The sequence below is a fragment of the Mycobacterium lacus genome (assembly GCF_010731535.1).
GTDB lineage: Bacteria > Actinomycetota > Actinomycetes > Mycobacteriales > Mycobacteriaceae > Mycobacterium > Mycobacterium lacus.
Genome location: NZ_AP022581.1, coordinates 3,275,001 through 3,301,233 on the forward strand (window position 1 = coordinate 3,275,001; position 26,233 = coordinate 3,301,233).

Consider the following 26,233-nt stretch of genomic DNA (forward strand, 5'->3'; position numbering starts at 1 on the left):
GCGGTCGCGAGCGCGGCGGAGCCGAGCGAAGCGGGCCGCCACCAGCTATCCCAGCAGCACCCCGGGGTTGAGGATCCCGGCCGGGTCCAGCGCGGACTTCGTCGCCCGCAGGGCCGTCGCGAAGGGGTCCGGGCGCTGTCGGTCATACCACGGGCGGTGGTCGCGACCGACCGCGTGGTGGTGGGTGATGGTGCCGCCGGTTGTGCTGATCGCCTCGGACACGGCGGCCTTGATCTCGTCCCATTGCGCGTCCAGCGATCCCCAGCGCCCGCCCCCATAGATGCCGTAGTACGGCGCCGGGCCATCGGGGTAGACGTGGGTGAATCGGCAGGTGACCACGCCGGCGCCGCAGACTCGCTCGATCGCCGTGCGGGCGGCCTGCATCACCGCGGCATGCAGGGTGTGGAATCGGTCCCAGGTGCAGGCGGTCTCGAACGTCTCGGCGATGACGGCCCGGCGCGCGAGGGCATCCCGTTGGTAGGGCATGCGCAGGAACGCCTTACGCCAGTTTGCGGACGCGTCTTTGGTGTCTTGCGTTGTGTCGCTTGCGGTTTCGAGGCCTCGCTGTGAGGTGACAGTGCCGCCGTGTTCGGCGGTGATCTCCAGCGCGCGGCCCAGCCAAGGGTCTATGGGGTGGTCGGCCGATTCGAATGCCAGCACCAGCAACCCACCCCCGACCGGCGTACCGGTGTGCAGGAATGCCTCGGCCGGGTCCAGCAGCCGGCAGTTCGCCGGATAGAGCCCGGCCTGCGCGATCGCCCGGGTCGCGTCAACCGCGGCGGGCCAACCGTCGAACGCCACCGACGCCGTGACCTGCCACCGGGGACGGTCGTGCAACCGCATCCACGCCTCGGTGATGATGCCCAGCGTGCCCTCGGAGCCGAGGAACAGCCGGTCCGGGGAGGGCCCGGCGCCGGATCCGGGCACCCGCCGAGACTCGCTCACTCCAGCCGGGGTGACGACCCGCAGGGCTTCGGTCAGGTCGTCGATGTGGGTGTAGAGCGTGGCGAAGTGCCCGCCGGCGCGGGTGGCCAGCCAGCCGCCGAGGCTGGAAAACCCGAAGGACTGCGGGAAGTGCCGCAGCGTCAGATGGTGCGGGCGCAGCTGGTCTTCGATCGCCGGGCCCAGCGCGCCCGCCTGGATCCGCGCGGCCCGGCTGACCCTATCGACCTCGAGGACGGCATTCATGGCCGTGACGTCTACGGTGACCGCTGCCGCGTCGAAGCGCGGCTCGACGCCCCCAACCACCGAGCTGCCGCCGCCGTACGGGATGACCGAGATGCCCTCGCGCGCACACCAATCCAGCACATCGACGACGTCCTGTTCGCGTTGCGGTCGGGCGATGACGTCGGGGACATGGTCGAGGTTTCCCTGCAGGTTGCGCGCGACGTCGCGAAACGCCTTGCCGCGCGCGTGTCCGGCCCGATCGACAGGGTCGGTCGAGCAGATCGCGGTCAGCGACACCGGCGGTGCGATCCGCGGCGTTGCCAACCCGAGTTCGTTCGGGTCGGGCGGCTCGTGATCCGTCAGGTCGTGCCCGGGCAACAGCTCCGCTACCCGTGACACCAGAGCATGTGTCTCCCGCTCCGACAGAGCTTGCTCGACGGTGCCCCAACCCCACCACGAACGCATGCTGCCGAGGTCAGCGTTTGAGGACGATGAGGGCTCCGCCGCCGAGCAGCAGCACGAGGGCCGTAAAGATAGCCCAGCCGGCGCCGGCGAGCCACCAAATGACACCTAATACCACGAGCGCCGGCGACAGCGCGAAGAGCACCAATACCGGGTGCTGCCTGATCACCGCGAGCGCGCTCTTCGCCCGGATCCGATCGATTTCCTTGCCTGGCATGCCATCAGGATGCCAGACAATCCCCTTCGTCTTCATCGCCGTCGCGCAGAAGTTTTTCGGGGTGGTGGTAGCTGTTGGTCCTCGGCTGGCCGTGGTCGAGGTGCGGCGGTGGGATCCATTCGGTGGTGCCGTCTTTGCGTTTTCGGGTGGTCCAGCCTTGTTCGGCCAGTGGGTGATGCCCGCCGCAGGCGAAGGTCAGGTCGTTGACGTCGGTGGTATGGCAGTGGGCGTAGGGGGTGCAGTGGTGCACCTCGCAGTAGCCCGACACGTCGCATCCCGGCGCGGTGCACCCGCGGTCCTTGGCGTACAACACAATTCGTTGCCCAGGAGGCCAGGCGTGTGGTGTGATACAGCGCCAGGGCGTTGCCCTGGTCGAAGATCGCCAAATAGTGGTGGGCGTGGCGGGCCAGGCGGATCACATCGGACATGGGCAGCATGCCGCCGGCGCCGGTGCGCCCTGCCGGCGGCGGCCTCGAGGTCGTTGAGCGTGGTGGTCACGATGATGCTGGCCGGCAACCCGTTGTGCTGGCCCAGCTTTCCGGAGGCCAGCAGCGCGCGCAGCGCGGCGTTGAGACCATCGTGGTTGCGCTGCGCGGTGCTGCGGGTGTCGTGCCGCACGGCCTGTTCCGACGGCGCGCCGTCGATGACCGGAGTCTCATCGGTGGGGTTGCACATGCCCGGGGCGGCCAGCCTGGCCAGCACCGCCTCCACGGTGGCCCGCGCCTCGGGCGTCAGATAGCCACTGATCCGTGACATCCCGTCGACATCGTGCTTGCCCACCACCAGCGCGCGCCGGCGCGCCCGATCCTCCTCGGAGAAGTCGCCGTCGGGGTTAAGGCAGTCCATCAACCGCGCGGCCAGCCTGGCCACCTGGTCGGGGCGAAACTGGGTGGCCAACCGGGCCAGATGGGCCTCGGCCTGGTCTTGGGTCTCCACATCAACACCGACCGGCAGGCGGCGAACGACATCGCGGATCACCCGAACATGCCCGTCACCGATCCGGCCCGCCCGCTGCGCCGCCGCGGTCGCGGTCAGCCGCGGCGCCAACGGCTGACCGGTCAACGCCCGCCGCTCGCCCAGATCGGCAGCCTCGGCCACCCGCCGGCTGGCCTCACCCCGGGTGACACCCAACCGGCTGGCCAACACCGACCCCAGCTTGCCGCCCAACTCCTCCTCGCCGGCCCGCTCGGCGAGCTGATTGATCAACCCATGCCGAGCCACCGGCAGCCGACGCGCCTCGTCTTCGAGTTTCTCCAGAAACCCCAACCGCTCCGGGGTGGTCAACACATCAAAGGACAGCTCCAGCACCCGAGACACCGCGGTGTGCAGGACCTCAAAGGCCTCCACAATCTGTTCCCGCGTGCTCGAACCCATACCCCGAATACTATGAAGAGCCACCGACAAAAAGCCGAGCCCTGAAACCGGTGAAACAAAAGTGACACAAGGGGTTTCGGTCGGCATCGTGGACGTGACAACGCAGTGAAATGCGCGAGGACCAACGGCCCTACTGACCCAAGCTGTTTCGCAATAGCCTCGATGTCATGGACATGGAGGTTCTCAAGAAGGCGGTCTTCCTGGCCTGCCGGGCTCCGTCCGTACACAACAGCCAGCCCTGGCATTGGGTGGCAGAAAAAGGCGCTGTTCACCTGTTCGTCGATCGTCACCGCACGGTGCCGGTCACGGACCGTTCGGGCCGCGAGGCCCTTGTCAGCTGTGGTGCGGTGCTTGATCATTTCCGTGTCGCCGTGACGGCCGCGGGTTGGCAGCCGAAAATCGCCCGCTTCCCCAACTCGAATCACCCTGACCATCTGGCCACCGTCGAATTCCGCCTGCTCGATCGCGTCACTGCGGCCGATCGAAACCGCGCGCAGGCAATTCTGCAACGCCGAACGGATCGGCTTCCGTTCCAACGACCCACGTACTGGCAACTGTTCGAACCCGTCCTGCGCGACACGACCGAAGACAGCGTCGCGATGCTTGACATCCTCTCCGACGATGCACGACCGCTGCTGGTCGAGGCGTCGCGGCTTAGCGAAGCGATTCGGCGTGACGATGTGACCTATCAGGCTGAACTCCAATGGTGGACTTCGTCGTTCGCCCTGGCGCAAGGTATGCCGCCGAGCGCCCTGGCATCGGATACCGAACGCCAGCGCGTCGACGTGGGTCGGGATTTCCCGGTTAGGAGCCATACGGATCGGCGTGCCGACATCAGGGAGGATTGGTCGCAAATCCTCGTGCTGTCGACCCCAGAGGACACCCGGGCCGACGTATTGCGTTGTGGCGAAGCGTTGTCCAGCGCCTTGCTGGAGTGCACCATGGCCGGCATGGCGACCTGCACGTTGACCCATCTGATCGAATCGAGCGAGAGTCGCGACATCGTGCGTAATCTCATCGGCCGGCGCGGCGAACCGCAAGTTTTGATTCGCGTCGGCATAACGCCTCCAATGGAGGAACTGCCGGCACCGACTCCGCGACGGCCGCTGCGCAGTGTCCTAGAGATTCGCTAGCGATCCTTGGAACGCTGCTGATGTAGTACCCCTTGCTGTTCGGCGCAACGTGAGCCGGTCACATCACTCACGCGGTTCTCGGCGGGTTGGGGTGTTCGTGGCGCCCGCCTCGCAGCGACAAAATCCCTTGCGTGACTACGTTGTCGCTGTGAGGTGGGCAAACCGTGTGCCGGGTCGATCCAGGGATCCGTGGGGCAGATGTGACTAACGCGGCCCAGGACGACACCGATCTGGTGACTATCAGCAGCGCCGCGGACGAGAGTTGTGACCGCCTGGCCGACGTCGCACTCATACAACCAGCGATAGTTTTCCGCGTCGGCGAGGCGTCTTGCGCCCCTTGCTGATCGCGACCAGGCGCGCGACGGCGGCTTCGATTCCCCGGGCCAGCTGGTCGATATCGGCCACCACGTCGTAGTCGGCCAGGATCCCGAAGAACAGGTCGTCAGCGTAGCTGAGCATCGCAACGGCGATCCGCAGTTGCAGCGCAATCGGCGAAATCGGGTACATCGCTAGCACCCGTCGGCCCATGAACTGCAGCGGCCGGCGCGGACCGGGCACATTTGTCGCCACCGTCACGACACCGCGCTGAGGCAGCCGCATCAACAGCCTGATCGCCCAGGAGCTCAGGGAGAACGGGAGGCGGTTGGTTATCGCGAGGAACGCATGTCCCGCCTGACGTTGCCCCCCGGCCTTCGTCCGATTCAGCCGCGAGTGCACCGTCCGCAGCCGCTGGACCGGGTTCTCCTCCTCAACGGGAAGATAGGGCAGCATCAGCGAGACACGGTTATCGGTCTCCCCCAGAGCGCCGGCGGAGCGCACCGACACCGGCACCAACGTACGTAGCGAATCGGGCCGAGGTCGCTCACCCTGCTTGATGAGTAGCTCACGGAAACTTTCCGTAACCGCCGCTAGCGCGACATCATTGATGGTGACATCGAACTTCTGGCACACCAGTTCGATGTCGGCGAGCGCGACTCGAGCCCCGCTGTAGCGACGCAGGTCGCTGATCGGACCGTTGAGCGACGACGCGGCCGGGTGCAGCAGGCCGGCGACGATCTCGGCGGCACCCTGTGCGGTACGGGCCACGCCCGCCGTGAGGGCGGTCACCAGGCTCCAGAGCCCTCCTAGCGAGTTCAGCGGATTGGCGCCCGATTCATCCGGAGACAATCGTTCGGGCCCCGGAGCCTTATGGGGGCAGATCTTGCCGGCAAAACTGTCGCGAATGTCGTCATCGAACAGCGCGGTAAGTATGTGGGTGGCCGCGATGCCATCGGCCATGCAGTGGTGGAGCTTCGTCAGAATCGCCCACTTGCCGCCCGCGAGGCCCTCGATCACCCAGATCTCCCACAGCGGTCGATCGCGGTCCAAACGCCGTGCCATCACATCGGCGATCAGCCCGAACAGCTCACGGTCGTTGCCCGGCTGCGGTAGCGCGACGCGCCGTACGTGGCGGCCCAGATCGAAATGGGGATCTTGCACCCATTCGGGTGCGGCGAGGTCGAGCGGGTGGAGTCGCAACCGGTGCCCGAACCGGGGGCAGGCACGGACTCGCTGATCGAGCGCCGGCAGCAGCGCCTCCTGATTAGGGGGCGGACCCTCGATGACTGCGACGGCGCCGATGGCCAGGCTGACACGCCGATCGGCATCTTCAACCTCGAGGAACCCGGCATCAAGTGTCGAGAGGTTGTTCATGTTCAGCGACCTCCGAAGGTATCTGCAACCCCAGTAGCACTATCCATCGGCAACGGGGCGTGGCGGCAGGGCCAGAAGTCCCCACTAATCGCGCGCCCGTCTCGGGGCCTGGCCGTTTGCCAATGGCCGAAGGTCCTGCGGTGCTAAGGGCTTCAGGCCCTGCCGAGGCGGCTGAGAACAAGCGATGCTTAGCGTTAGCAGCACCATCGGCGAGAAGTAGGCTTGCCGACAAGAAGGGCAGCCATGAACGCCAATTTCCCGGATGTCGACACCCTCCGGACGGTCCTCACCCTGGCCACCCGGGCTCCTTCCATTCACAACACGCAGCCGTGGCGCTGGCGGGTGCGAACTGCGAGCCTCGATCTGTACTCCGAACCGGACATGCAGCTGCACGGCACCGACCCGGACGCGCGCGAGTTGATCATCAGCTGCGGTGCGGCATTGAATCACTGCGTCGTCGCGTTGGCGGCGATGGGCTGGAAAGCCAAGGTGAATCGCCTTCCCGATCCCGACGACCCGCGCCACCTGGCCACGATCGAGGTAGCGCCGCACGCTCCCGATCAGGCCGACATCGCGTTGGCGGCGGCGATACCGCGGCGACGCACCGACCGGCGGGCCTACAGTTCCTGGCCGGTCGCGGGTGGTGACATCGCCATGATGGCTGCCCGAGCGGCGCGGTGCGGGGTCATGCTCCGTCAGGTTGACGCCGTGGACCGGCTGAGAGCGATTGTGGCGCGCGCAGTCTGGCAGCATGTCACGAATCCGCAGTACCTTAATGAACTCACCACGTGGACCGGGCGGTACGGGTCGGTGGCCGGGGTTCCGGCCCGCAGCATTCCGCCATCCGACCACTCCGCACCGATCCCGGGCCGCCTGTTCGCCGCGCCCGGTCTGGCGCAGCCGTCCGGCGTCGCGCCCGCCGACGACAACGCCGCCATCCTGGCCCTGGGCACCCAGAAGGATGACCGATTGGCCCGGCTGCGCGCCGGCGAGGCCACCAGCGTCGTTTTGCTGACCGCGACGGCGATGGGCTTGGCGTGCTGCCCCGTCAGCGAACCGCTGGAGATCCGGGAGACGCGCGACGAAGTCCGCGCCGACGTGTTCGGCACCACCGGCTACCCTCAAATGCTGCTGCGGGTGGGCTGGGCACCGATCAATGCCGATCCGTTGCCGGCGACACCGCGACGCAGACTTTCCCGCGTCGTCGAGTGGCCCCCCGAGCTATTGGAGCAACGGCGCTGACCATCGCAGCAGTGTTCCACCCGTGGTGGGCGTCGTCTCGATGGTGAAGTCACCGCCGGCCTCTGCCGCACGCCGCCGCAGATTCGTCAATCCGCTACTGGTCAACTCGTCGGGCATGCCCCGCCCGTTGTCACTCACCTCGATGCACAAGTCGTCGTCGACCCTGACCCGCACCGTCAACGCGGTGGCCTCGGCGTGGCGGACGACATTGCTGACCGCCTCCCGCACCACCGCCTCGGCATGATCGGCCAGCGTGCTGCCGACCACCGACAACGGCCCGACGAATTGAGTGGTGGTACGTAACCCCGGGCCGCTGAATTGAGCTATTGCGTCGTCGATCCGTTGCCGGAGCCGAGTCTTGCCTTGCGACGCCCCGTGCAGATCGAAGATGGAGGTCCGGATCTCCTGGATGACGCCCTGCAGATCGTCGACGGCCTCCGAAAGTCGTTGCCGCACCTCGGGATCGCGCGCTCGCGGCACCGTACCTTGCAACGCCAGGCCGACCGCGAAAAGCCGCTGTATCACGTGGTCGTGGAGATCACGCGCAATGCGGTCCCGGTCGGTGAGCACGTCGAGTTCTCGCATCCGTCGCTGCGAGGTGGCCAATTGCCAGGCCAGCGCGGCCTGGTCGGCGAAAGCGGCCATCATCTCGAGTTGTTCGTCGGTGAACGTGCCCGGACCGTCCTGGCGCAGGACGACGACGACACCGGCGACGGTGTCGGCGGCCCGCAGCGGGAGCAGTAGCGCCGGACCCGCGTCGCCCACACCGTCCAGCTCGATCCGATCGACCCGGTGCGGAGTGCGATTGACGAAGGCGTCCCCGAGGGCTGTGCCCCCCACCGGAATGGTTCGCCCCGCGGTGGAAGCCACCGCGCTGCCTACCGTTTCAATCACCAGCAGCTCGCCCACGTCAGCGGACGGCATGTTCTCGTCGACGGGGATGGCCACCAGGGCCGCATCAGCCGCGGTCAGTTTGAGTGCCTCCTCGGCGACAAGCGGGAACACCGTCGTGGGTTCCGTGCCGGAGAGCAATTCGGTGGCGATGTCGCGGGTAGACGCGATCCACGCCTGGCGCGCCTTGGCCTGCTGGTAAAGCCGCGCATTGGCGATGGCGATGCCTGCGGCCGCGGCTAGTGCCTGGACCAGCACCTCGTCGTCATCGCTGAACGGTTGCCCATTGGTCTTGTCGGTGAGGTACAAAGTGCCGAACGATTCGTCGCGCACCCGAACCGGCACCCCGAGGAAGGTTCGCATCGGCGGGTGGTGTGCCGGAAAGCCGACGGAGGCGGGATGCCGCGAAATATCGTCTAGTCGCAGGGGTTTGGGATCGTCGATGAGCAACCCGATGACACCGAGACCTTGGGGAAAGTGGCCGATACGCCGGACGGTGTCCTCGTCGATACCCTCGTAGACGAACTGCACCACGCGGTTATCCCGGTCGTGCACCTCCAGGGCCCCGTACCTGGCGTCAACGAGATTGGTCGCCGAGTGCACGATCGACCGCAGGGTGGCGTCCAGGTCCAACCCGGACGTGACCACCAACATGGCCTCCACCAGCCCGTCGAGGCGATCGCGGCCCTCGACGATCTGCTCGACGCGGTCCTGCACCTCGACCAGGAGTTCGCGCAGGCGTAGTTGCGACAGGGTGTGCCGCAATGGCCGCATAGCCTCGTCACCCGCGCCCGCAATGGCTTCGCCCGCGTAGTTCGGCCCGTTATCCATTGCCGGCAGACCGCGCACGCTTGAGTTCGGTTACGAATACGGCGGCTTGCGTTCGGCGCTCCATGCCCAGCTTGGCCAGCAGGCGGGATACGTAGTTCTTGACCGTCTTTTCGGCCAGGAACATCCGGTCGGCGATCTGCTTGTTGGTCAGGCCCTCGCTCAGCAATCCCAGCAGCGTCCGTTCCTGGTCGGTAAGGCCCGACAGCGGGTCATGCGATTCGGTGGTGCCCCGCAATTTTGCCATCAGCGCCGCCGCGGCCCGATTGTCGAGCAGCGACCGGCCGGCGCCCACATCCTTGACGGCGCGGGCTAGCTCCATTCCCTTGATGTCCTTGACGACATACCCGCTGGCCCCGGCCAGGATCGCGTCCAGCATCGCCTCGTCGGAGGTGTATGACGTCAGGATCAGGCAGCGCAATTCGGGCATGCGGGACAACAGATCGCGGCACAGTTCGATGCCGTTGCCGTCGGGCAACCTGACGTCGAGCACCGCCACGTCAGGGCGCGCGGCGGGAATCCTGGCCATCGCCTCGGCGACCGAACTCGCCTCGCCGACAACGTCGAGTTCGGGGTCCGCGCCCAGCAAGTCGATCAGGCCGCGGCGTACTACCTCGTGATCGTCGACCAAGAACACCTTTACCAACGCACCGCTCCCCGAGATCCGCCCAGTCCTACAGGTTGCTGCAACGTATTGCGAGCACCGAACACCTCACGTCGGGCGCACCGCACACGTCCTGGCACTCATGCGACTCGGTGACGAACAATTGGTCGGATCCGGCATTGGCGGCCAGATACCGTTTGACACTGCCGCCGATGATCTCCGACTCGACGCGCACATCGGGATACAACCGTGTCCACCGGGCAATACGCCGGCTCAGTTGCGTTCGCGCCAAACGGTTTCCGTCGCTAGTGCTATCCGGCGCCTCGGGAAGGTGCGGCGAGACCGCGCGCAGCGGAACCTTCCGCAACCGCGCTTCCTCGAACGCGTGGCGCAACACTAGGCCGTTGTCCACTCCCACGACAATTCCGCTGACCTTCGGGGTTGCCGTCCCGTCCGCCGGCCGGTTGATGACCGCCACCGGGCACAACGCCGATGAACCCAGCGTCGCCGCAACGGAACCACCACCGCGGACGGCATGATTGAGCCCTATCGAGCCGATACAGACCATCGCCGCCGACCTCGACTCCTCCATCAACCTGGTAACCGGCTTTCCCCAGAGGATCTCGGTTTCAATCTTGACCGTTTTCCCGGTGCTCTCGGCAGCCTCACGGGCGTCGTGCAGCGCCGTCGCGGCAGCGGCTTGCCGACCGTCGTGATCGCCGACTACCGCGGGGTCCAGCGGATCGATGACATACACCAGGCGCATCGGAATGTCGCGGCTGATCGCCTCGTCGACCGCCCACAACGCCGCATATATCGCCGGTTTCGATCCGTCGATACCAACGACGACCGCCGGAGTTCGAAATTCGCGCATCACGGTCTCCTCTGGCTGCGCTGCACGCAGATGATCGTCCGTCCGTCAATAGCCACGGTATTGGCGCGAACCCCGCCCTTCCCAGAGGCATAGGTCCACAAATGGGGGCCATAGGTCCCTATCGTTCCCGAAGCCCCAGAACCTGAAGCCACGGTTGCCAGCGCGGCGCCGCCGCTGACCGATGTGACCGCCGGCCACGCCGGTGCGGCTGATTGCCGGGTATTCACTGGCGATCGGATGGAGCTTCGACTCGATGGCGCCGCACGCCTCCGCGCGCGGCGCGATGGCGCACGGGTCAATTCACGCGCCGGATCACCTGCCCCACCGCACGGCGCTTTGGGACCAGGTGACAGATCCGCTGAAGGCGATCCTTGCGGTGGGAGAACTACTATGCGGTCGCGACGTCGCAGATCACCCAGACGACGCTGCGCTCGCTGCGGCACCCAGAGATGTGGCAGGGCTTGCAGGGTATAGCTGGCGATTTCAACCGCCGGCGATGACCGAACCATCGGACAGCCGCCCGCCCGGAAAACTCACAGGAAAATCCCAGGCATTCGCTTGGCTTCGTCGCGACCTCACCTCGCGGCAGTCATCCATCGCATATCGCTTGTGCTGCAATGCCATTGGCGACATGCGCTGCCGCGCTTCCCGCGCCGGCTCAGACAAGCCCCCCGCGTGAGCGATTCGCTGCGGCGCCCGACCACTGGTTGTACGCTGTCCGCGGCGTGAGCCAGCGCCGGCTCCCATGCATCCACTGAACCTGCCGATCACCACAACCAGTCGAAGTTAGGGGGCTGCGCAGCAATGGATTACGCATTCTTGCCGCCGGAGATCAATTCCGCGCTGATGTATAGCGGCCCGGGATCTGGCTCCATACTGGCTGCCGCGGGAAGCTGGGATGAGCTGTCCACCGAATTGGCTTCCGCTGCCGAGGGCTACGGATCGGTGATTTCGGGCCTGACCAGCATGCACTGGTCGGGCCCGGCGTCGGCGTCGATGCTGGCCGCGGCGGGCCCCTTCGTGGAGTGGTTGGGCATGGCCGCCGCGCGGACGAAGCAGACCGCAAACCAGGCCCGGGCTGCCGCGGCCGCATTTGAGCAGGCCTACGCGATGACGGTGCCTCCATCGGTAGTCGTCGCCAACCGCATACAACTGAAATCGCTTATAGCAACCAACTTTTTCGGGCAGAACACCGCGGCGATCGCAGCCGCCGAGGCGCAGTACGCCGAGATGTGGGCCCAGGACGCCGCCGCGATGTACGACTATGCCGCCAATTCGTCGGCGGCGACACGGTTGCCGCCGTTCTCTCCCCCGGAGCAGACCACTAACCCCGCGGGGGAGAGTACCCAGAACGCGGCAGTCAATCAGGCCGCCGCCACCTCCGCCGGCACCGCGCAGACGACATTGTCGCAGTTGTCGTCGTTGGCGTCCCAGGTACTCCAGGCGCCGCAGGCATGGCCGAACATTCTCCCCGACGACTTCACCATTCTCGACGGCCTCTTCGGCATGTATGCGACGATCGGCGTGACGCAGGACGTCGAGTCGATTGTTTCCGGAATCATCGGGGCAGAGAACAACTTGGGCCTCGTGGGGGCTGCCACCGAAAATGCGGCCGAGTTGGCCCCGGGCCCGCTCGGGATCAGCTCCGTACTCTCCGGAGCGACGAGCGGCGGTGGTGCAGGCCTACCCGGCGCGGTGACCGTAAGCACCGCTCGGGCCGGTTCGATCGGGCCCATGTCGGTGCCCGCGTCCTGGGCCGCGCCGTCGACCGGTCATGTGTCGGCGATGTCGGGCAGCGGCTTGACCACGCTTCCGGGAACAGACGGGGCGGACGCAGCCGATCACGGAATGCCAGGCGTTCCCGGAATGCCGGCGGGTTCGGTAAGGCGAGCCTCCAGCGTCGTGCCCCGATACGGTGTCCGGCTCACCGTGATGCCACGCCCACCCGCGGCGGGCTGACACCGCTACTCATCTGCGGTCGGCTCGAGAGGCGCCAACGTCCAGTTATCCGGATTCTTCGGCGAATACAGCACCGGAAGCAATTGGCCGACGGCCGGCCATTGGTCGACGTCGACGGCCATGCGCCGGTACACGGCGTACTCATTGAGGGTCGGCCCGTCCATGACTCCGGCGATGGTGACGTACTGCTCACCGTCGCCGTCCGGTCGCGGGCTGACGCCGGTCACCAGTAGCGTGCCGCTCGCCACCGCTCCGCGCGGGCCGCGCGGGATGAAGCGTGGTGCAAGGAACACCAACAGGACCGCAACCAGCAGGACCAGCACACCCAATTCCCACACCCCAGCAATGGTAGGACCATGGTAGGACTGCTGGCATGGACCGCACCGGCGACGATCTGACGCTCGCGCTGACGCTGGCCGACCGCGCGGACAGGCTCACGAGCGCGCGGTTCGGCGCGCTGGATCTGCGCATCGACACCAAACCGGATCTGACTCCGGTGACCGACGCCGATCGGGCGGTCGAGGCCGACCTTCGCAAAATGCTCGGACACGACCGGCCCGGCGACGCCATCCTGGGCGAAGAGTTCGGCGGCACAACAACTTTCAGCGGCCGGCAGTGGATCATCGACCCGATCGACGGCACCAAGAACTTCGTGCGCGGGGTGCCGGTGTGGGCAAGTTTGATCGCGTTGCTCGAAGACGGCGTCCCATCCGTCGGTGTCGTCAGCGCGCCCGCGCTGCAGCGGCGGTGGTGGGCGGCGCGCGGGCGGGGCGCGTTCGCGTCGGTCGACGGCGACCGGCCCCGCCGGCTGCGGGTGTCCGCGGTGGCCGAACTGCGTTCGGCGAGCCTGTCGTTCTCCAGCCTGTCCGGGTGGGCGCAGCTCGGTATGCGTGAACGCTTCCTCGAGCTGACCGATGCGGTGTGGCGGGTCCGCGCCTATGGCGATTTTCTGTCCTATTGCCTGGTGGCCGAGGGAGCCGTCGACATCGCCGCCGAACCAGAGGTGTCGGTGTGGGACCTGGCGGCGCTGGACATCCTGCTGCGCGAGGCGGGCGGGGAGCTCACCAGCCTGGCCGGCACCCGTGGCCCGCATGGTGGCAGCGGCGTGGCGACCAACGGCCTGCTGCACAAACAGGTGCTAACCAGGCTCAACCCCGCGTAACCTGGCGCTTAGCCTCCGGCGACGATGCGGGCCGACCGGCCCGAGGTGGAGCCGGAAGATCGTCGACAGCGTCATGACCCACCTTCTTTCACAAGACGACCCGTTCACCGTGGCGACCAAGCACTGGCACCGGCTCGATGACGGGCGGATCCAGTGCGACGTATGCCCGCGCGCGTGCAAACTCCACGAGGGCCAACGCGGCCTGTGCTTCGTCCGCGCCCGGCTCGACGACCAGGTGAAACTCACCAGCTACGGGCGTTCAAGCGGATTCTGTGTCGATCCGATCGAGAAAAAGCCCCTCAACCACTTCCTGCCCGGGTCGGCGGTGCTCTCGTTCGGCACCGCCGGGTGCAACCTGGCGTGCAAGTTCTGCCAGAACTGGGACATCTCCAAGTCCCGCGAGATCGACACCCTTGCCAGCCGGGCCGGCCCCGACGACATCGCGCGCACCGCTGACGAATTGGGTTGTCGCAGTGTGGCATTCACCTACAATGACCCGGCCATCTTCTGGGAATACGCCGCCGATGTCGCAGACGCCTGCCACGACCGGGGCATCTACGCCGTCGCGGTGACGGCCGGGTACATGTGTCCCGCGCCCCGCGCCGAGTTCTACCGGCACATCGATGCGGCCAACGTCGACCTGAAGGCGTTCACCGAAGACTTCTACCACAAGGTCTGCGTCGGGCATCTGAATGACGTCCTGGACACCCTGGTCTACCTAAGACACCAGACGAATGTCTGGCTGGAGATCACCACCCTGCTGATCCCCGGACGCAACGACAGCGACGGGGAAATCGCCGCCGAATGCGCGTGGATCCGCGAAAACCTCGGCGTCGACGTGCCGCTGCATTTCACCGCCTTCCACCCCGATTACAAGATGATGGACACGCCGCCGACACCGCCCGAAACGCTGACGCGGGCCCGCCGTATCGGTATCGATGAAGGCCTGCGATTCGTCTACACGGGCAACGTCCACGACGCCACGGGCGGCAGCACGCTGTGCCCGGCGTGCGGGTCGGCGGTGGTGGTCCGTGGCTGGTACACGATCCGGCACTATGCCCTGACCGATGACGGCCGCTGCCGAGTGTGTGGGCATCACTTGGCCGGCCGCTACGACGGACCGGCCGGACACTGGGGCCGGCGACGGCTACCCCTGCTGGCCGACCTTTCGCACGGTGTGAATTAGTTAACAGATTGAACCTATCTTACTCCGGAGTAAGATACGGTTATCGCATCGCCCCAACGACCGAGGCTGCTGACATGACCGACACCACCTCTGCTTCCGAACCTTCCCAATCGCGGCGCAAACGCCGCGGCCGCAAGACCGGTGTTGGCATGCAGCCACACAAGCGGACCGGCATCGACGTCACACTGGCGCTGCTTACGCCGATCGTCGGCCAGGAGTTCCTGGACAAATACCACCTGCGCGATCCGCTCAACCGAACCCTGCGCTACGGCACGAAGACCATTTTCTCCACGGCCGCGGCCACCAGCCGTCAGTTCAAGCGGGTGCAGAACCTCCGCAGCGGGCCCACCCGGCTGAAGTCCAGCGGCAAGGACTACTTCGACCTCACGCCCGACGACGACCAGAAGCTGATCATCGAGACCGTCGACGAATTCGCCAAGGAGATACTGCGGCCCGCGGCTCACGACGCCGACGAGGCGGCGGCCTACCCGCCCGATCTGATCGCCAAGGCCGCCGAGCTGGGAATCACGGCGATCAACATCCCCGAGGATTTCGACGGCATCGCCGCACACCGATCCAGCGTGACCAACGTGCTGGTGGCCGAGGCGTTGGCGTATGGCGATATGGGTCTGGCGCTGCCGATTCTGGCCCCCGGCGGCGTGGCGTCCGCACTGACCCACTGGGGCAGCGCCGATCAGCAGGCTACCTACCTGAACGAGTTTGCTGGCAACGATGTCCCGCAGGCCTGCGTGGCGATCGCCGAACCACAGCCGTTGTTCGACCCCACCCGGCTGAAGACCACCGCCGTGCGCACGCCGTCCGGATACCGGCTTGACGGGGTCAAATCATTGGTTCCGGCGGCGGCCGACGCCGAGTTGTTCATCGTCGCAGCCCAGTTGAACGGCAAGCCGGCGCTGTTCATCGTCGAGTCGTCGACCCAGGGACTGACCGTCAGGGCGGATCCGAGCATGGGGATTCGCGCCGCGGCCCTGGGCCAGGTGGAGCTCTCCGCGGTATCGGTGCCGCTCCGTGCCCGGCTGGGCGAGGACGAAGCCACCGACGCCGATTATTCGGAGGCGATCGCGCTGGCCCGGCTGGGCTGGGCGGCGCTGGCGGTCGGCACCTCGCATGCGGTGCTCGACTATGTCGTGCCGTATGTGAAAGAGCGCGAGGCATTCGGCGAGCCGATCGCCCGTCGTCAAGCGGTGGCGTTCATGTGCGCCAACATCGCCATCGAACTGGACGGCCTGCGACTGATCACCTGGCGCGGCGCGTCCCGAGCCGAGCAGGGTCTGCCGTTCGCCCGGGAAGCCGCGCTGGCCAAGCGGCTGGGCTCCGACAAGGGCATGCAGATCGGCCTGGACGGCGTGCAGCTGCTCGGCGGCCACGGCTACACCAAGGAGCACCCGGTCGAACGCTGGTACCGCGACCTGCGGGCCATCGGCGTCGCCGAGGGTGTTGTCGTTATCTGATTACGAGCTGAAAGACCAGTCATGGCAATCAATCTGGAGCTGCCGCGCAAACTGCAAGCGGTGACGCACAAGACGCATCAAGGTGTCGCCGAGATGGTGCGGCCGATCGCCCGCAAATATGACCTCAAAGAGCACGCCTACCCGGTCGAACTCGACACCCTGATCGTCCTGTTCGAGGGAGCATCCGGATCGTTCGCCTTCGCCGGAGCCGACGCGCTGGGCGACGACGACGAAGACAGGGACAAGAACCACAACGGTGCCAACATGGCCGCGCTGCTGCAGACCTTGGAGGCCAGCTGGGGCGACGTAGCGATGTTGCTGTCCATCCCGTATCAGGGGCTGGGCAACGCGGCGATCTCCGCGGTTGCCACCGATGAGCAGCTGGAGCGCTTGGGCAAGGTGTGGGCGGCGATGGCCATCACCGAACCGGGATTCGGGTCGGACTCGGCCGCGGTGGCGACAACGGCGACGCTGGACGGCGACGAGTACGTGATCAACGGCGAGAAGATCTTCGTCACCGCCGGTTCGCGCGCCACCCACATCGTGGTGTGGGCGACGCTGGACAAGTCACTGGGTCGCCCGGCGATCAAGTCGTTCATCGTGCCGCGCGAGCACCCCGGCGTCACGGTCGAACGCCTCGAGCGCAAGCTCGGCATCAAAGGGTCGGATACCGCCGCCATCCGTTTCGATAACGTGCGCATCCCCAAGGACAACCTGCTGGGCAATCCCGAAATCGAAGTCGGCAAGGGCTTTGCCGGGGTGATGGAGACCTTCGACAACACGCGGCCGATTGTCGCCGCCATGGCGATTGGGATCGGCCGCGCCGCGCTGGAGGAAATCCGCAAGATCCTCACCGAGGCCGGAGTGGAGATCTCCTACGACAAGCCTTCGCATGTTCAGAGCGCCGCCGCGGCCGAGTTCCTGCGGATGGAGGCCGACTGGGAGGCCAGCTACCTGCTAGCGCTGCGCGCGGCGTGGCAGGCCGACAACAATATCCCCAACTCCAAAGAGGCGTCGATGAGCAAGGCCAAGGCGGGTCGGATGGCCAGCGACGTTACCTGTAAGGCCGTCGAATTAGCAGGCACCACAGGCTATTCCGAGCAGACCCTGCTGGAGAAGTGGGCTCGCGACTCCAAGATCCTGGACATCTTCGAGGGCACCCAGCAGATCCAGCAGCTGGTGGTCGCCCGCCGGTTGCTGGGTCTCTCGTCGGCCGAGCTGAAGTAGCCCCGGCGGGCTGGCGGCATCTGCCGCTTGCGGGGGAACGCAAAGGATCTCATTTCGACACGAAAAGGGGATCTTTTGCGTCTGCTTGCGCGGGCCAGGACGGCGCGGACGGCTGGGATCAGTCGTCGAGCTGGGCGAAGGTCCTCGAGTACTCGTAGGGGGTTTGTGCCACTCCGCTGCCGTTGGGTGCAACGACGCCCAACTGGCCTGAAGTGTCACGGGCGACCGACCACATGCCAATCTCGCCGATATGGTTCTGCTGGGCGAAGGTAGTCAGCTGTTGGGCATCCTCGACGTAGAAGATCTCGTTCATGTCGTCGTTGATTCCGATCATCGGCGTCACCCCGATCTTCGACCACGCCTGCTCACTAGACAGCGACGGATCCAGCGTCATCAACTGACTGTGGACGGCCGTCGCGGCCTGGATCGCGTAGTCACCCATATCTGGGCGCCCGCCCGGGTAAGCCTGGTCGAATTGTCCGCCGTAGTCCATGGCCATGATGTTCACCCGTCCAATGTCCACGCCATTAGCCTTCGCGATCTGGAGAACGTTCAACCCGTCGTGAGTCAGACCGGTCGGCAGCACCGGAAGGGTGTAGGAGACCTCGACCGGGGTGCCCAGAGCAGCCTGCTGTGCCTGTAGCATCGCGATCGCCTGCGCCTGCCTGGTCAAGACTGCGTTGTTTGCCTGCATCCCACCTTCGATGTCGAAGTCGAGCTGGCGAATTCCGAAGGCGTTCACCACCGACTGGTACTGCTGGGCCAGCGCGGTGGCGCTGGGAGCGTTGTAGGCGAGATCCACGCCATTCGCGCCGCCAAAGGAGATGGTCGGGTCGATGCCTGCGCTTTGCAGGGCCGAGATCTGGGAGGTGATGACCGGGTCGGTGAGCGAGTACACGCCGCCCCAGGCCGGTTGGTTCCCTGCCCCACTGACGATAAAAGCCAGCGTGGCGTCTTTGACTCCCGCGTTGGCCAGGTCCGCGGCGTTCGCGGTGCTCAACGGGGGCCAGAGCGTCATGTCTATGTAGGGAGAGAACTCCCCCGACGTCGCCCCGCCGGTGCCGCCGCCGCTAGTGCCGCCACCGGTGGTTCCGCCGCCGGTGGTTCCACCGCCGGTGGTTCCACCGCCGGTGGTTCCGCCGCCGGTGGTTCCGCCGCCGGTGGTTCCACCGCCGGTGGTTCCGCCGCCGGTCGTTCCACCGCCGGTGGTTCCGCCGCCGGTGGTTCCGCCGCCGGTGGTTCCACCGCCGGTGGTTCCGCCGCTGACTGGTTGCCCATTGACCACCAAATTCGTCGGCGCCGAGTAGGCGCCGGTCTGCGTGGCTTGGAAGCCAACGGTGACCGAACCGCCGGGTGCAATCGTTTGCGTCCAAGACTCCGGGGTCAAGACGTAGTGCGTGCCGGACTGGGCAAGCTGCCCATTCCACGCACTCGTGATGGACTCATCTGCGGGCAGATCGAATTCAACCTGCCAGTTGCTCAGCGAAGTCGTACCCGAATTGGTGATCGTGTAATTGGCCACGAAGCCGCTATCCCATTGCGACGCCACCGCGTACGTCGCCCCAACCGCGGTACCGCTGCCACCACTAGTGCCCCCACCGGTGGTGCCGCCACCAGTGGTGCCACCACCGGTGGTGTCGCCGCCGCCGGTGGTGCCGCCACCAGTGGTGCCGCCGCTGGTGGTTCCGCCACCGGTGGTGTCGCCGCCGCTGGTGGTTCCGCCACCGGTGGTTCCGCCACCGGTGGTTCCGCCGCCGGTGGTGTCGCCACCGGTGGTTCCGCCGCCGCTGGTGGTGCCGCCACCAGTGGTGCCGCCACCGCTCGTGCCACCACCAGTGGTGCCGCCTCCACCGCTGGTGGCGCCACCGTCGCTCACTGGTTGCCCGTTGACCACCAAATTGGTCGGCGGCGAGTAGGTGCCGGTGTGTGTGGCTTCGAAGCCAACGGTGACCGAACCGCCGGGTGCAATCGTTTGCGTCCAAGACTCCGGGGTCAAGACGTAGTGCGTGCCGGACTGGGCAAGCTGCCCATTCCACGCACTCGTGATGGACTCATCTGCGGGCAGATCGAATTCAACCTGCCAGTTGCTCAGCGAAGTCGTACCCGAATTGGTGATCGTGTAATTGGCCACAAAGCCGCTATCCCATTGCGACGCCACCGCGTACGTCGCCCCAACCGCGGTACCGCCGCCGGTGGTGGTCGTGACCGCGCTGGTGCTGACGGCGCTGGTGGTGACGGCGTCGCTGGTGGTGGTGCCGCCGCTGGTGGCTGCGCTGGTGGTGCCGCTAGTGGCTGCGCTGGTGGTGCCGCCGCTGGTGGTGGTGCCGCCGCTAGTGGCTGCGCTGGTGGTGCCGCCGCTGGTGGTGGCGCTGGTGGTGCCGCCGCTGGTGGTGGTGCCGCCGCTAGTGGCTGCGCTGGTGGTGCCGCCGCTGCCGGTGGTGGTGCCGCCCGTAGTGCCGGCGCCAGTGCCGCGACCGCTGGTGGGCGCATTGATATTGCTGATCGCCGCGCTCGCGACGCTCTGCAAGGGCGACGCGTTGGCAGCCTCCGCGATCGCATACACCAAAGCATTCTCGGTCAACGTCCGCACAAGCCGGGCGTGGAACGCCGCCACCTGGGCGCTCGCGGCTTGATATTCCTGAGCGAACGTGCGTAACAGCGCCGCGACGGACACCGACACCTCATCGGCGGCGGCCGCCACCAACCCCGTAGTCGACGGCCCCGTCGCTGCATCAGCGGCGCTCAGCGCCCTGCCAATGCCCTCCAAATCCGCCGCGGCCGAAGCCAACGTCTCTGGGACCGCCACCACATACGCCATCGCTGCCTCCTAATTAGGCGTGTGTATCGCTATCCGGCGTCTACGCAACCTAACTCGATAGTCGAGATCAAGTCCAGGGGCGTGGTGTACAACGTCGTCGTGTGATTCTTCGAGTTCGTGGTTTACGCGTTCATCGCGCTCCCGGTTACGGTGACCACGCTAGGCAACCCACATGCAATACGTCTAATACACAATTGCAGACAGACTTTGCGCCTCGAGAAAATTTGGTGATTCTCGGATAAGCCCTCGGTAAGGGCCCGCAATTCGGCGTCACCTGACGTGGTCGAATTCAACCGCCTCGCAAGAGCATTCCCGACGGCCTCGCTCGGCGCCATAGGGTCGATCGTGCCCCCGTTGATCGCCATTGCACCGAGCCCCACCCCAGCCGCAGCCAGCGCACTGATCGTCACCATGATCGGCGCGACCATCACCCGCGCCCTCCGACCCGAGTACCCGAACGGAGCAGTCAACGCGCTGCTAGCAATGATGACCGCCGTCGTCCTCCTGGCCCCGCGCCATCCCACAGCGTCCGGCCTCTTCGAGCAGGGCGCGGGCGTCGATACCAAACCGAGCTCCGGCGGAGTCGGCATGCGGAAGGAAGCGGCAGTGTAACCCGGTTTGAGCGATGCGTTGTCGGCGCCGGCGCCCATGCCGGTCAGCGACGCGTCGACTCGGTGAGCGCCGTGGTCGACAGCGACAGTCGAGTTGGCCAGCGCCAGATTGTGGTGGGCGCGAATGCCGATTTCCGTTGCGGAAAAAAAGACTTTGGCGCAGCGCGCCGACGCGCTCGGCGACGTCACGCATGGTCATGGCTCCACCGGAATCGACGACGTATACGCAGGCGGCGCAGGCCCTCCACAGTTTGGCTTTAACCGCCATCATCGCCGGAGTCGTCAGACGGCTCGTCATGAGGTGCCGCACGGCGCGCATGCCGTCGCGCAGCGTGACGTCACTGATTTAGCTATCATCAATCATGATGGGGTTCAGGCGATTTCGGCGGTGTGAGCGGCGATGCGCTCGGCGGTGCAGTTGCCGTCGAGGTAACGAGCACGTTGGCGGCGTCCGGTCATGTTGGGATTCGATCAGCGTGCCGTTGACGGGTTTGGACCCGTGATCGCGTGAAGCTGATCACCGAGCCGCCGGACGGTGAGCACTCGCGGATCCGGGAGCGAGAAAAGATTCCGAGTTCTAGATCGTGCCCCGGCCGGTTGGTGAGGTCGCCTGAAGCACTGGTGGGATGTTGTGCCACTGGAGCACTGATCCATTAGGTTGTCGCCGGGTGTCCTCGGGCTCGACAGTGGTTGCACCACACGACAAGTCGAGGAGGGAGCCAGATGATCTTCGTGGGCGACGATTGGGCCGAAGACCATCACGACGTGCATGTGATGGATGAGGCCGGGCGGCAGCTGGCGTCGCGCCGACTACCTGAAGGACTCAACGGAATCAGCCAGCTACATGCGCTGATCGCCGAACACACCGAGGAACCCGATCAAGTGGTGGTCGGCATCGAAACCGATCGCGGGCTGTGGGTAGCAGCACTTGTCGCCGCCGGATATCAGGTATACGCGGTCAACCCGCTGGCCGTGGCCCGCTACCGCGACCGCCACCACGTCTCGGGCGCCAAATCTGATGCCTCCGACGCCAAACTGCTGGCCGATCTCGTGCGCACCGACCGGCACAACCATCGCAGCGTCGCCGGGGACAGCGCCGATGCCGAGGCGATCAAGGTGCTCGCCCGGGCCCATCAAAGCCTGATCTGGACCCGCATCCGCCATACCAACGCCCTGCGGAACGCGCTGCGCGAGTATTACCCCGCGGCGCTGGAGACTTTCGACGATCTAGCGCACGGCGATGCGTTGGGGGTGCTCGACCGCGCACCAAGCCCCGAGCAGGCAGCGCGGATGTCTTTGGCGGCGATTCAATCAGCGCTCAAACGTGGTGGGCGCCAACGTAACGTAGCCGACCGCGCCAGAGAGATCCACGCCACGCTGCGCACCTGATCAGCTGACCGCTCCGGCCCCCGTCAGTGCCGCGTTGGCGGCCACCACCCGTACCACCGTGGCCATCATCGCCGAACTCAACCGCCAGATCAGTGACCTCGAGGCCACCCTGGCACAGCATTTTGAGACACACCCGGACGCCGACATCTACCTCTCCCTGCCAGGACTCGGTGTCATCCTCGGCGCCCGGGTGCTCGGTGAGTTCGGGGACGACCCGAACCGGTACACCGACGCCACGTCTCGCAGAAACTACGCCGGCACTTCACCGTTGACCATTGCCTCAGGCAACAAACGCGCGGTACTGGCACGCCACGTTGCGAAACCGCCGTCTGTATGACGCCATCGACCTATGGGCGTTTTGCGCCCCATCCACCAGCCCCGGCGCCCGCGCGTACTACGACCAGCGCCGCGCGGCCGGGAACACCCACCATCAAGCGCTCCGCGCCCTGGGCAACCGTCTCGTGGGCATCCTGCACGGCTGCCTGACCCACCACAAAACCTACGACGAAAACACCGCCTGGGCGCACCGCACCGCGGCCGCGGCTTGACGACTTACCACCGTCGGATGTCAAAAACCGCCGCAGCACCGCGCGGCCCCAACACTCCGGCGGCTGGTAGCTGCATCGCCCTGAAGGCGATCCGGGCGACCGAGAAGCGACCGACTGGACCAAGTCGAAGCGAATCCATTAGTAGTCAGCACGTCGAGGATGTAGCCCTCCTCGATGGCCGGCTTCGCGCTCGGATTCCTGACTCAACTCCCGGCCTCCTCGCGGGTTGACGGTGCGTCAATGGACTCGGGACCGCCTGCAAAGTCGGCCAGCAACGCCCGCAACACGGTTGCCAACTGTGCAAGTTTGTCTGTCAGGACCTGCCATACAAGGCTGTCGTCGACGTTCGCATACCCGTGAATCAGAATGTTCCGAAAGGCCACGATCCGCGGCAGCTCCGGAACCTGCGCCGCCAGGTCGACGTTGCTCTTCGCCAGTTGACTCAACGCCTCACCGACGATCTCGAATTGCCTATTCCCCGAATGTCTTCCAGGCTGCGAACTGACCCAGGAATCCCGCGGCGCGCAGCGCCCTCTCTGGCAGGGTTAGTTGAGACAGCAGGGTTCGAAAATATCTGACCAGGTATTGAGGGCAAGTAAGGATTGCAACGAACAATGACGGCGACTTTGGCTGAGGTCCGGAAGGGTAGCGCCGATGATGAAGGCGTGGGAACCGATTCGGCCCAGGGTCCGCGGGCGGATCGTCCCCGGCGGCGCAACTTCACCCCGGAGTACAAGGCGGCCATTGTGGCCGAGTACGACGCGTTGACCGAGCCGGGTGCGCGGGGTGCGCTGCTTCGGCGTGAGGGCCTGTACTCATCGCACATCGTGGAGTGGCGCCGAGCGCGCGACGCGGGCGCGTTGGCGGCTGGTCAGGCGGTCGTGGTAGGACCGCGACCAGGCCGAGATCGAACGGCTACGGAAGCGGGCCGAACGGGCCGAGGCCGAGCTTGAACGCACGAGGGCCGCGTTGGATCTGGTGGGAAAAGCACACGCGCTCTTGGAGACGCTCTCCGAGCACGGGCACGCGGCCCGGGTCGAAGAAGTGATCGCACAGTTGCTGCCCGAGGTGGAGCGGCTGACCTCGACCGCGAAGGCGTGCGCGCTGCTGGGCAAGCCGCGCGCGAGCCTGTATCGGCAGCGCAACCGCCCTGCCGGTCCACGCCGCAAACCCGGGCCGAGCGGACCGCCGCCCAATGCGCTCGACGCGGCCGAGCGCACGCAGATCCTTACGGTGTTGTGCCAGCCGCGCTTCGCCGACAAGGCGGTCGCCCGTGGGCCGAGCTGCTCGACGAGGGCGTCTACCTGTGCTCGCAGTCCACGATGTACCGGATCCTGCGCACGCACAACATGACCCGCGAACGGCGGCGGGTAGCCACACACCCGCCGCGGGTCAAACCCGAGCTGGTCGCCCACCAACCCAACGACGTGTGGTCCTGGGACATCACCAAATTGGCGGGACCGGTGCGCGGCGAGTTCTACCAGCTCTACGTGATGCTGGACATCTTCAGCCGCTACCCCGTCGGCTGGCGCGTCGAGTACCACGAGGACGCCGACATCGCCCAGGACTGGATGGCCGAGCTGACCGCGCTACACGGGCGGCCCGGCGCGATCCACGCCGACCGGGGTTCGGCGATGACGTCGAAGAACGTCGCCCAGCTGCTAATCGACCTCGGCGTGGCGCGCAGCCACTCGCGCCCACGGGTGTCAAACGACAACCCGTTCAGCGAATCCCAGTTCAAAACGCTGAAGTACCGCAACGATTTTCCCGAACGGTTCGACTCGATCGAGCACGCCCGCACCTGGTGCAAAGACTTCTTCGACTACCTGCGCCACGAGCACCGCCATTCCGCGCTCGGCCTGCACACACCGGCGTCGGTGTACTTCGGCACCGCCGCCGACATCCAGGCCAAACGAGCCCGGGTCATGGCCGATGCCTACGCCGCCAACCCCAACCGGTTTAGCAGCCCACCACAGCCCCCGAAACTACCGACCGCGGCATGGATCAACCCACCGACCCCACAACCGAAAATAGTGTCCACATAGTGAGACGCTGTCTCAAACACCTTGACAGCTACCGGCGCGTCCCACACGTACTTTCGAGGATCAGGCTGCATAGATCAGTTCTCGCGTCTGCATGACGCGCTGTCTGAAGTAGGGGTTCGCCAGGCCGGATGGTGTCACCACGTCAACCGGCCGGCCGATGATTTCTTCAAGCCCTTCCTTGAGCGCGAAGTAATGGTCGAAATCCGGTCCCACCTCGAACTCCACGAGCACGTCGACATCACTCGTGTCGACGTCGAACGAACCGCTGACAACGGAGCCGAACACGTCCAAGCGGCGCACGGATAGCTCACGGCACAGCGCCTGAATCTGGTGTCGCCTCGACTCGACCACCTCGTGCACCCCTGTCACCTCCGCGTGTACATTGTGCCCGACCGGCGGGTCCAGCGCTCAAGGCAGTGGCCCGGGTTCGCAGAGTTGCGACCATCAGACGGCACATTCCGTGACATGTCGGCGGCCACGGCTAGCTAGCGGCCAAGTTCGCTTCGGCAAGGCCATTGATTTCAACTTGAGTTGTGGTCGGTCCGCCAGGTAGCGGAGATCGCAGCAAGCAGCTCAAAACACGACGGCGGCGAGGCCGGCAGTGACTCGATGAGGAGCGCTAGCCAGCGTCGGCCCCGTACGTGTCGGCGAAGTGCAGCACGCGCGGTGCAAGAGGTGACTGCGACGGTGCCAACATACGGCGAGTGAATCCAGGGCCGGTTTGCAGAAAGTACATGCCGCGCCTGCCCTGAAACCGGCCGATCAGCTCCCGCACCGTTGCAGCGTCCTCGGCAACGCTCGGGTACAAGACTTTGTCCAGCCTTTCCTGCAGCGGATCCATCAGCGGCTGAATCGCCTTGATCATGTCTAGAACGCTGAGATCGCAATCCAGCTCTTGTAGCTCGCGACGCTTGAGCCAGGGATTGTTCCGGTTGTCTTTGATGAACTCCGGTAGCTGTCAAGGTGTTTGAGACAGCGTCTCACTATGTGGACACTATTTTCGGTTGTGGGGTCGGTGGGTTGATCCATGCCGCGGTCGGTAGTTTCGGGGGCTGTGGTGGGCTGCTAAACCGGTTGGGGTTGGCGGCGTAGGCATCGGCCATGACCCGGGCTCGTTTGGCCTGGATGTCGGCGGCGGTGCCGAAGTACACCGACGCCGGTGTGTGCAGGCCGAGCGCGGAATGGCGGTGCTCGTGGCGCAGGTAGTCGAAGAAGTCTTTGCACCAGGTGCGGGCGTGCTCGATCGAGTCGAACCGTTCGGGAAAATCGTTGCGGTACTTCAGCGTTTTGAACTGGGATTCGCTGAACGGGTTGTCGTTTGACACCCGTGGG

General features: G+C 65.9%; 22 protein-coding genes and 4 pseudogenes. 12 read left to right on the plus strand and 14 right to left on the minus strand.

The features are described from left to right. Window positions 1-45 precede the first annotated feature (45 nt). The 3 genes and pseudogenes from G6N24_RS15030 to G6N24_RS15040 all read right to left on the minus strand — a co-directional run bounded on the left by G6N24_RS15030 (window position 46) and on the right by G6N24_RS15040 (window position 3,220). A complete protein-coding gene (locus tag G6N24_RS15030) occupies window positions 46-1,632 on the minus strand; it encodes an FAD-binding oxidoreductase (RefSeq protein ID WP_085159538.1) in 1,587 nt (528 codons plus the stop codon). A 10-nt stretch (window positions 1,633-1,642) separates the two neighbouring features. Beyond that, the gene (locus G6N24_RS23930; protein WP_085159540.1) at window positions 1,643-1,846 is read right to left on the minus strand and encodes a hypothetical protein; all 204 of its coding nucleotides are present in this window, start codon (window positions 1,844-1,846) and stop codon (window positions 1,643-1,645) included. A 4-nt stretch (window positions 1,847-1,850) separates the two neighbouring features. Beyond that, window positions 1,851-3,220 (minus strand): annotated as a pseudogene (locus G6N24_RS15040) (13E12 repeat family protein). A 173-nt stretch (window positions 3,221-3,393) separates the two neighbouring features. Here G6N24_RS15040 and G6N24_RS15045 point away from each other — a divergent pair. Continuing rightward, on the plus strand, window positions 3,394-4,353 hold the full coding sequence (locus tag G6N24_RS15045) for an Acg family FMN-binding oxidoreductase (RefSeq protein WP_085159133.1): 960 nt from the start codon (window positions 3,394-3,396) through the stop codon (window positions 4,351-4,353). A gap of 288 nt (window positions 4,354-4,641) precedes the next feature. Here the strand turns inward: G6N24_RS15045 and G6N24_RS15050 are convergent, their stop codons facing one another. Further along, window positions 4,642-6,045, minus strand: a complete 1,404-nt coding sequence (locus tag G6N24_RS15050; protein WP_085159107.1) for a WS/DGAT/MGAT family O-acyltransferase — start codon at window positions 6,043-6,045, stop codon at window positions 4,642-4,644. A gap of 243 nt (window positions 6,046-6,288) precedes the next feature. Between G6N24_RS15050 and G6N24_RS15055 the strand changes: the two genes are divergently transcribed. Further along, window positions 6,289-7,287 (plus strand): Acg family FMN-binding oxidoreductase, encoded by a 999-nt coding sequence (locus G6N24_RS15055; protein ID WP_085159109.1) that lies wholly within the window; start codon window positions 6,289-6,291, stop codon window positions 7,285-7,287. Here G6N24_RS15055 and dosS read toward each other — a convergent pair. From dosS to G6N24_RS15070, 3 genes are read right to left on the minus strand one after another with little or no spacing between them, the layout of a single operon-like run. Continuing rightward, window positions 7,267-9,009 (minus strand): hypoxia sensor histidine kinase DosS/DevS, encoded by a 1,743-nt coding sequence (gene dosS / locus G6N24_RS15060; protein WP_085159111.1) that lies wholly within the window; start codon window positions 9,007-9,009, stop codon window positions 7,267-7,269. The genes G6N24_RS15055 and dosS overlap by 21 nt on opposite strands. Then, window positions 9,002-9,652 (minus strand): hypoxia response regulator transcription factor DosR/DevR, encoded by a 651-nt coding sequence (gene dosR, locus G6N24_RS15065; RefSeq protein ID WP_085159113.1) that lies wholly within the window; start codon window positions 9,650-9,652, stop codon window positions 9,002-9,004. Before dosR ends, dosS begins: the two co-directional genes overlap by 8 nt. A 28-nt stretch (window positions 9,653-9,680) precedes the next feature. Next, window positions 9,681-10,484 (minus strand): universal stress protein, encoded by an 804-nt coding sequence (locus G6N24_RS15070; protein WP_085159115.1) that lies wholly within the window; start codon window positions 10,482-10,484, stop codon window positions 9,681-9,683. An 804-nt stretch (window positions 10,485-11,288) separates the two neighbouring features. Between G6N24_RS15070 and G6N24_RS15075 the strand changes: the two genes are divergently transcribed. Then, window positions 11,289-12,443: a PPE family protein gene (locus G6N24_RS15075; protein ID WP_085159117.1), complete on the plus strand. Its 1,155-nt coding sequence runs from the start codon at window positions 11,289-11,291 to the stop codon at window positions 12,441-12,443. 5 nt (window positions 12,444-12,448) lie between these two features. Here G6N24_RS15075 and G6N24_RS15080 read toward each other — a convergent pair whose 3' ends face one another. After that, a complete protein-coding gene (locus G6N24_RS15080) occupies window positions 12,449-12,781 on the minus strand; it encodes a hypothetical protein (RefSeq protein ID WP_085159119.1) in 333 nt (110 codons plus the stop codon). A gap of 35 nt (window positions 12,782-12,816) precedes the next feature. On the opposite strand from G6N24_RS15080, the gene hisN reads away from it, so the two are divergent. The 4 genes from hisN to G6N24_RS15100 all read left to right on the plus strand — a co-directional run bounded on the left by hisN (window position 12,817) and on the right by G6N24_RS15100 (window position 17,490). Further along, window positions 12,817-13,605 carry a histidinol-phosphatase gene (gene hisN, locus G6N24_RS15085; RefSeq protein WP_085159121.1) on the plus strand — a complete coding sequence of 263 codons (789 nt, stop codon included), beginning with the start codon at window positions 12,817-12,819 and terminating at the stop codon, window positions 13,603-13,605. Between the two features lie 73 nt (window positions 13,606-13,678). Then, on the plus strand, window positions 13,679-14,791 hold the full coding sequence (gene amrS / locus G6N24_RS15090) for an AmmeMemoRadiSam system radical SAM enzyme (RefSeq protein WP_085159123.1): 1,113 nt from the start codon (window positions 13,679-13,681) through the stop codon (window positions 14,789-14,791). A 74-nt stretch (window positions 14,792-14,865) separates the two neighbouring features. Next, window positions 14,866-16,263, plus strand: coding sequence for an acyl-CoA dehydrogenase family protein (locus G6N24_RS15095; protein ID WP_085159125.1), 1,398 nt, complete (start codon window positions 14,866-14,868; stop codon window positions 16,261-16,263). A 21-nt stretch (window positions 16,264-16,284) separates the two neighbouring features. Further along, window positions 16,285-17,490 carry an acyl-CoA dehydrogenase family protein gene (locus G6N24_RS15100; protein ID WP_085159127.1) on the plus strand — a complete coding sequence of 402 codons (1,206 nt, stop codon included), beginning with the start codon at window positions 16,285-16,287 and terminating at the stop codon, window positions 17,488-17,490. A gap of 118 nt (window positions 17,491-17,608) precedes the next feature. On the opposite strand, the gene G6N24_RS15105 is transcribed toward G6N24_RS15100, so the two are convergent. Continuing rightward, entirely contained in the window at window positions 17,609-20,308 is a 2,700-nt protein-coding gene (locus tag G6N24_RS15105) for a cellulose binding domain-containing protein (RefSeq protein WP_163745528.1), read from the minus strand. A gap of 345 nt (window positions 20,309-20,653) precedes the next feature. On the opposite strand from G6N24_RS15105, the gene G6N24_RS24755 reads away from it, so the two are divergent. Continuing rightward, window positions 20,654-20,920 carry a hypothetical protein gene (locus G6N24_RS24755; RefSeq protein ID WP_163745529.1) on the plus strand — a complete coding sequence of 89 codons (267 nt, stop codon included), beginning with the start codon at window positions 20,654-20,656 and terminating at the stop codon, window positions 20,918-20,920. Here the strand turns inward: G6N24_RS24755 and G6N24_RS15115 are convergent. Further along, a pseudogene (locus G6N24_RS15115) lies at window positions 20,807-21,241 on the minus strand (4-hydroxy-2-oxovalerate aldolase); the annotation flags it as partial. The gene G6N24_RS24755 and the pseudogene G6N24_RS15115 sit on opposite strands and share 114 nt — an antisense overlap. A gap of 401 nt (window positions 21,242-21,642) precedes the next feature. Between G6N24_RS15115 and G6N24_RS15120 the strand changes: the two are divergent. Continuing rightward, a pseudogene (locus G6N24_RS15120) lies at window positions 21,643-22,856 on the plus strand (IS110 family RNA-guided transposase). A 203-nt stretch (window positions 22,857-23,059) separates the two neighbouring features. Here G6N24_RS15120 and G6N24_RS15125 read toward each other — a convergent pair. Continuing rightward, window positions 23,060-23,302, minus strand: coding sequence for a HepT-like ribonuclease domain-containing protein (locus G6N24_RS15125; RefSeq protein ID WP_232070577.1), 243 nt, complete (start codon window positions 23,300-23,302; stop codon window positions 23,060-23,062). A 168-nt stretch (window positions 23,303-23,470) separates the two neighbouring features. Here G6N24_RS15125 and G6N24_RS15130 point away from each other — a divergent pair, with 168 nt between their 5' ends. The 3 genes and pseudogenes from G6N24_RS15130 to G6N24_RS24765 all read left to right on the plus strand — a co-directional run bounded on the left by G6N24_RS15130 (window position 23,471) and on the right by G6N24_RS24765 (window position 24,901). Further along, complete coding sequence (locus tag G6N24_RS15130) at window positions 23,471-23,809, plus strand: hypothetical protein (protein ID WP_179963434.1); 339 nt, start codon at window positions 23,471-23,473, stop codon at window positions 23,807-23,809. A gap of 396 nt (window positions 23,810-24,205) precedes the next feature. Further along, window positions 24,206-24,499, plus strand: a pseudogene (locus tag G6N24_RS24760) (DDE-type integrase/transposase/recombinase); the annotation flags it as partial. 60 nt (window positions 24,500-24,559) lie between these two features. Then, a complete protein-coding gene (locus G6N24_RS24765; RefSeq protein ID WP_163745447.1) occupies window positions 24,560-24,901 on the plus strand; it encodes an integrase core domain-containing protein in 342 nt (113 codons plus the stop codon). A 60-nt stretch (window positions 24,902-24,961) separates the two neighbouring features. Here G6N24_RS24765 and G6N24_RS15140 read toward each other — a convergent pair whose 3' ends face one another. The 3 genes from G6N24_RS15140 to G6N24_RS24770 all read right to left on the minus strand — a co-directional run bounded on the left by G6N24_RS15140 (window position 24,962) and on the right by G6N24_RS24770 (window position 26,226). Continuing rightward, a complete protein-coding gene (locus G6N24_RS15140; RefSeq protein ID WP_085155925.1) occupies window positions 24,962-25,261 on the minus strand; it encodes a nucleotidyltransferase family protein in 300 nt (99 codons plus the stop codon). 259 nt (window positions 25,262-25,520) lie between these two features. Further along, entirely contained in the window at window positions 25,521-25,766 is a 246-nt protein-coding gene (locus G6N24_RS15145) for a hypothetical protein (RefSeq protein ID WP_232070578.1), read from the minus strand. Between the two features lie 118 nt (window positions 25,767-25,884). Further along, window positions 25,885-26,226, minus strand: coding sequence for an integrase core domain-containing protein (locus G6N24_RS24770; protein ID WP_163745447.1), 342 nt, complete (start codon window positions 26,224-26,226; stop codon window positions 25,885-25,887). Window positions 26,227-26,233: the final 7 nt, after the last annotated feature.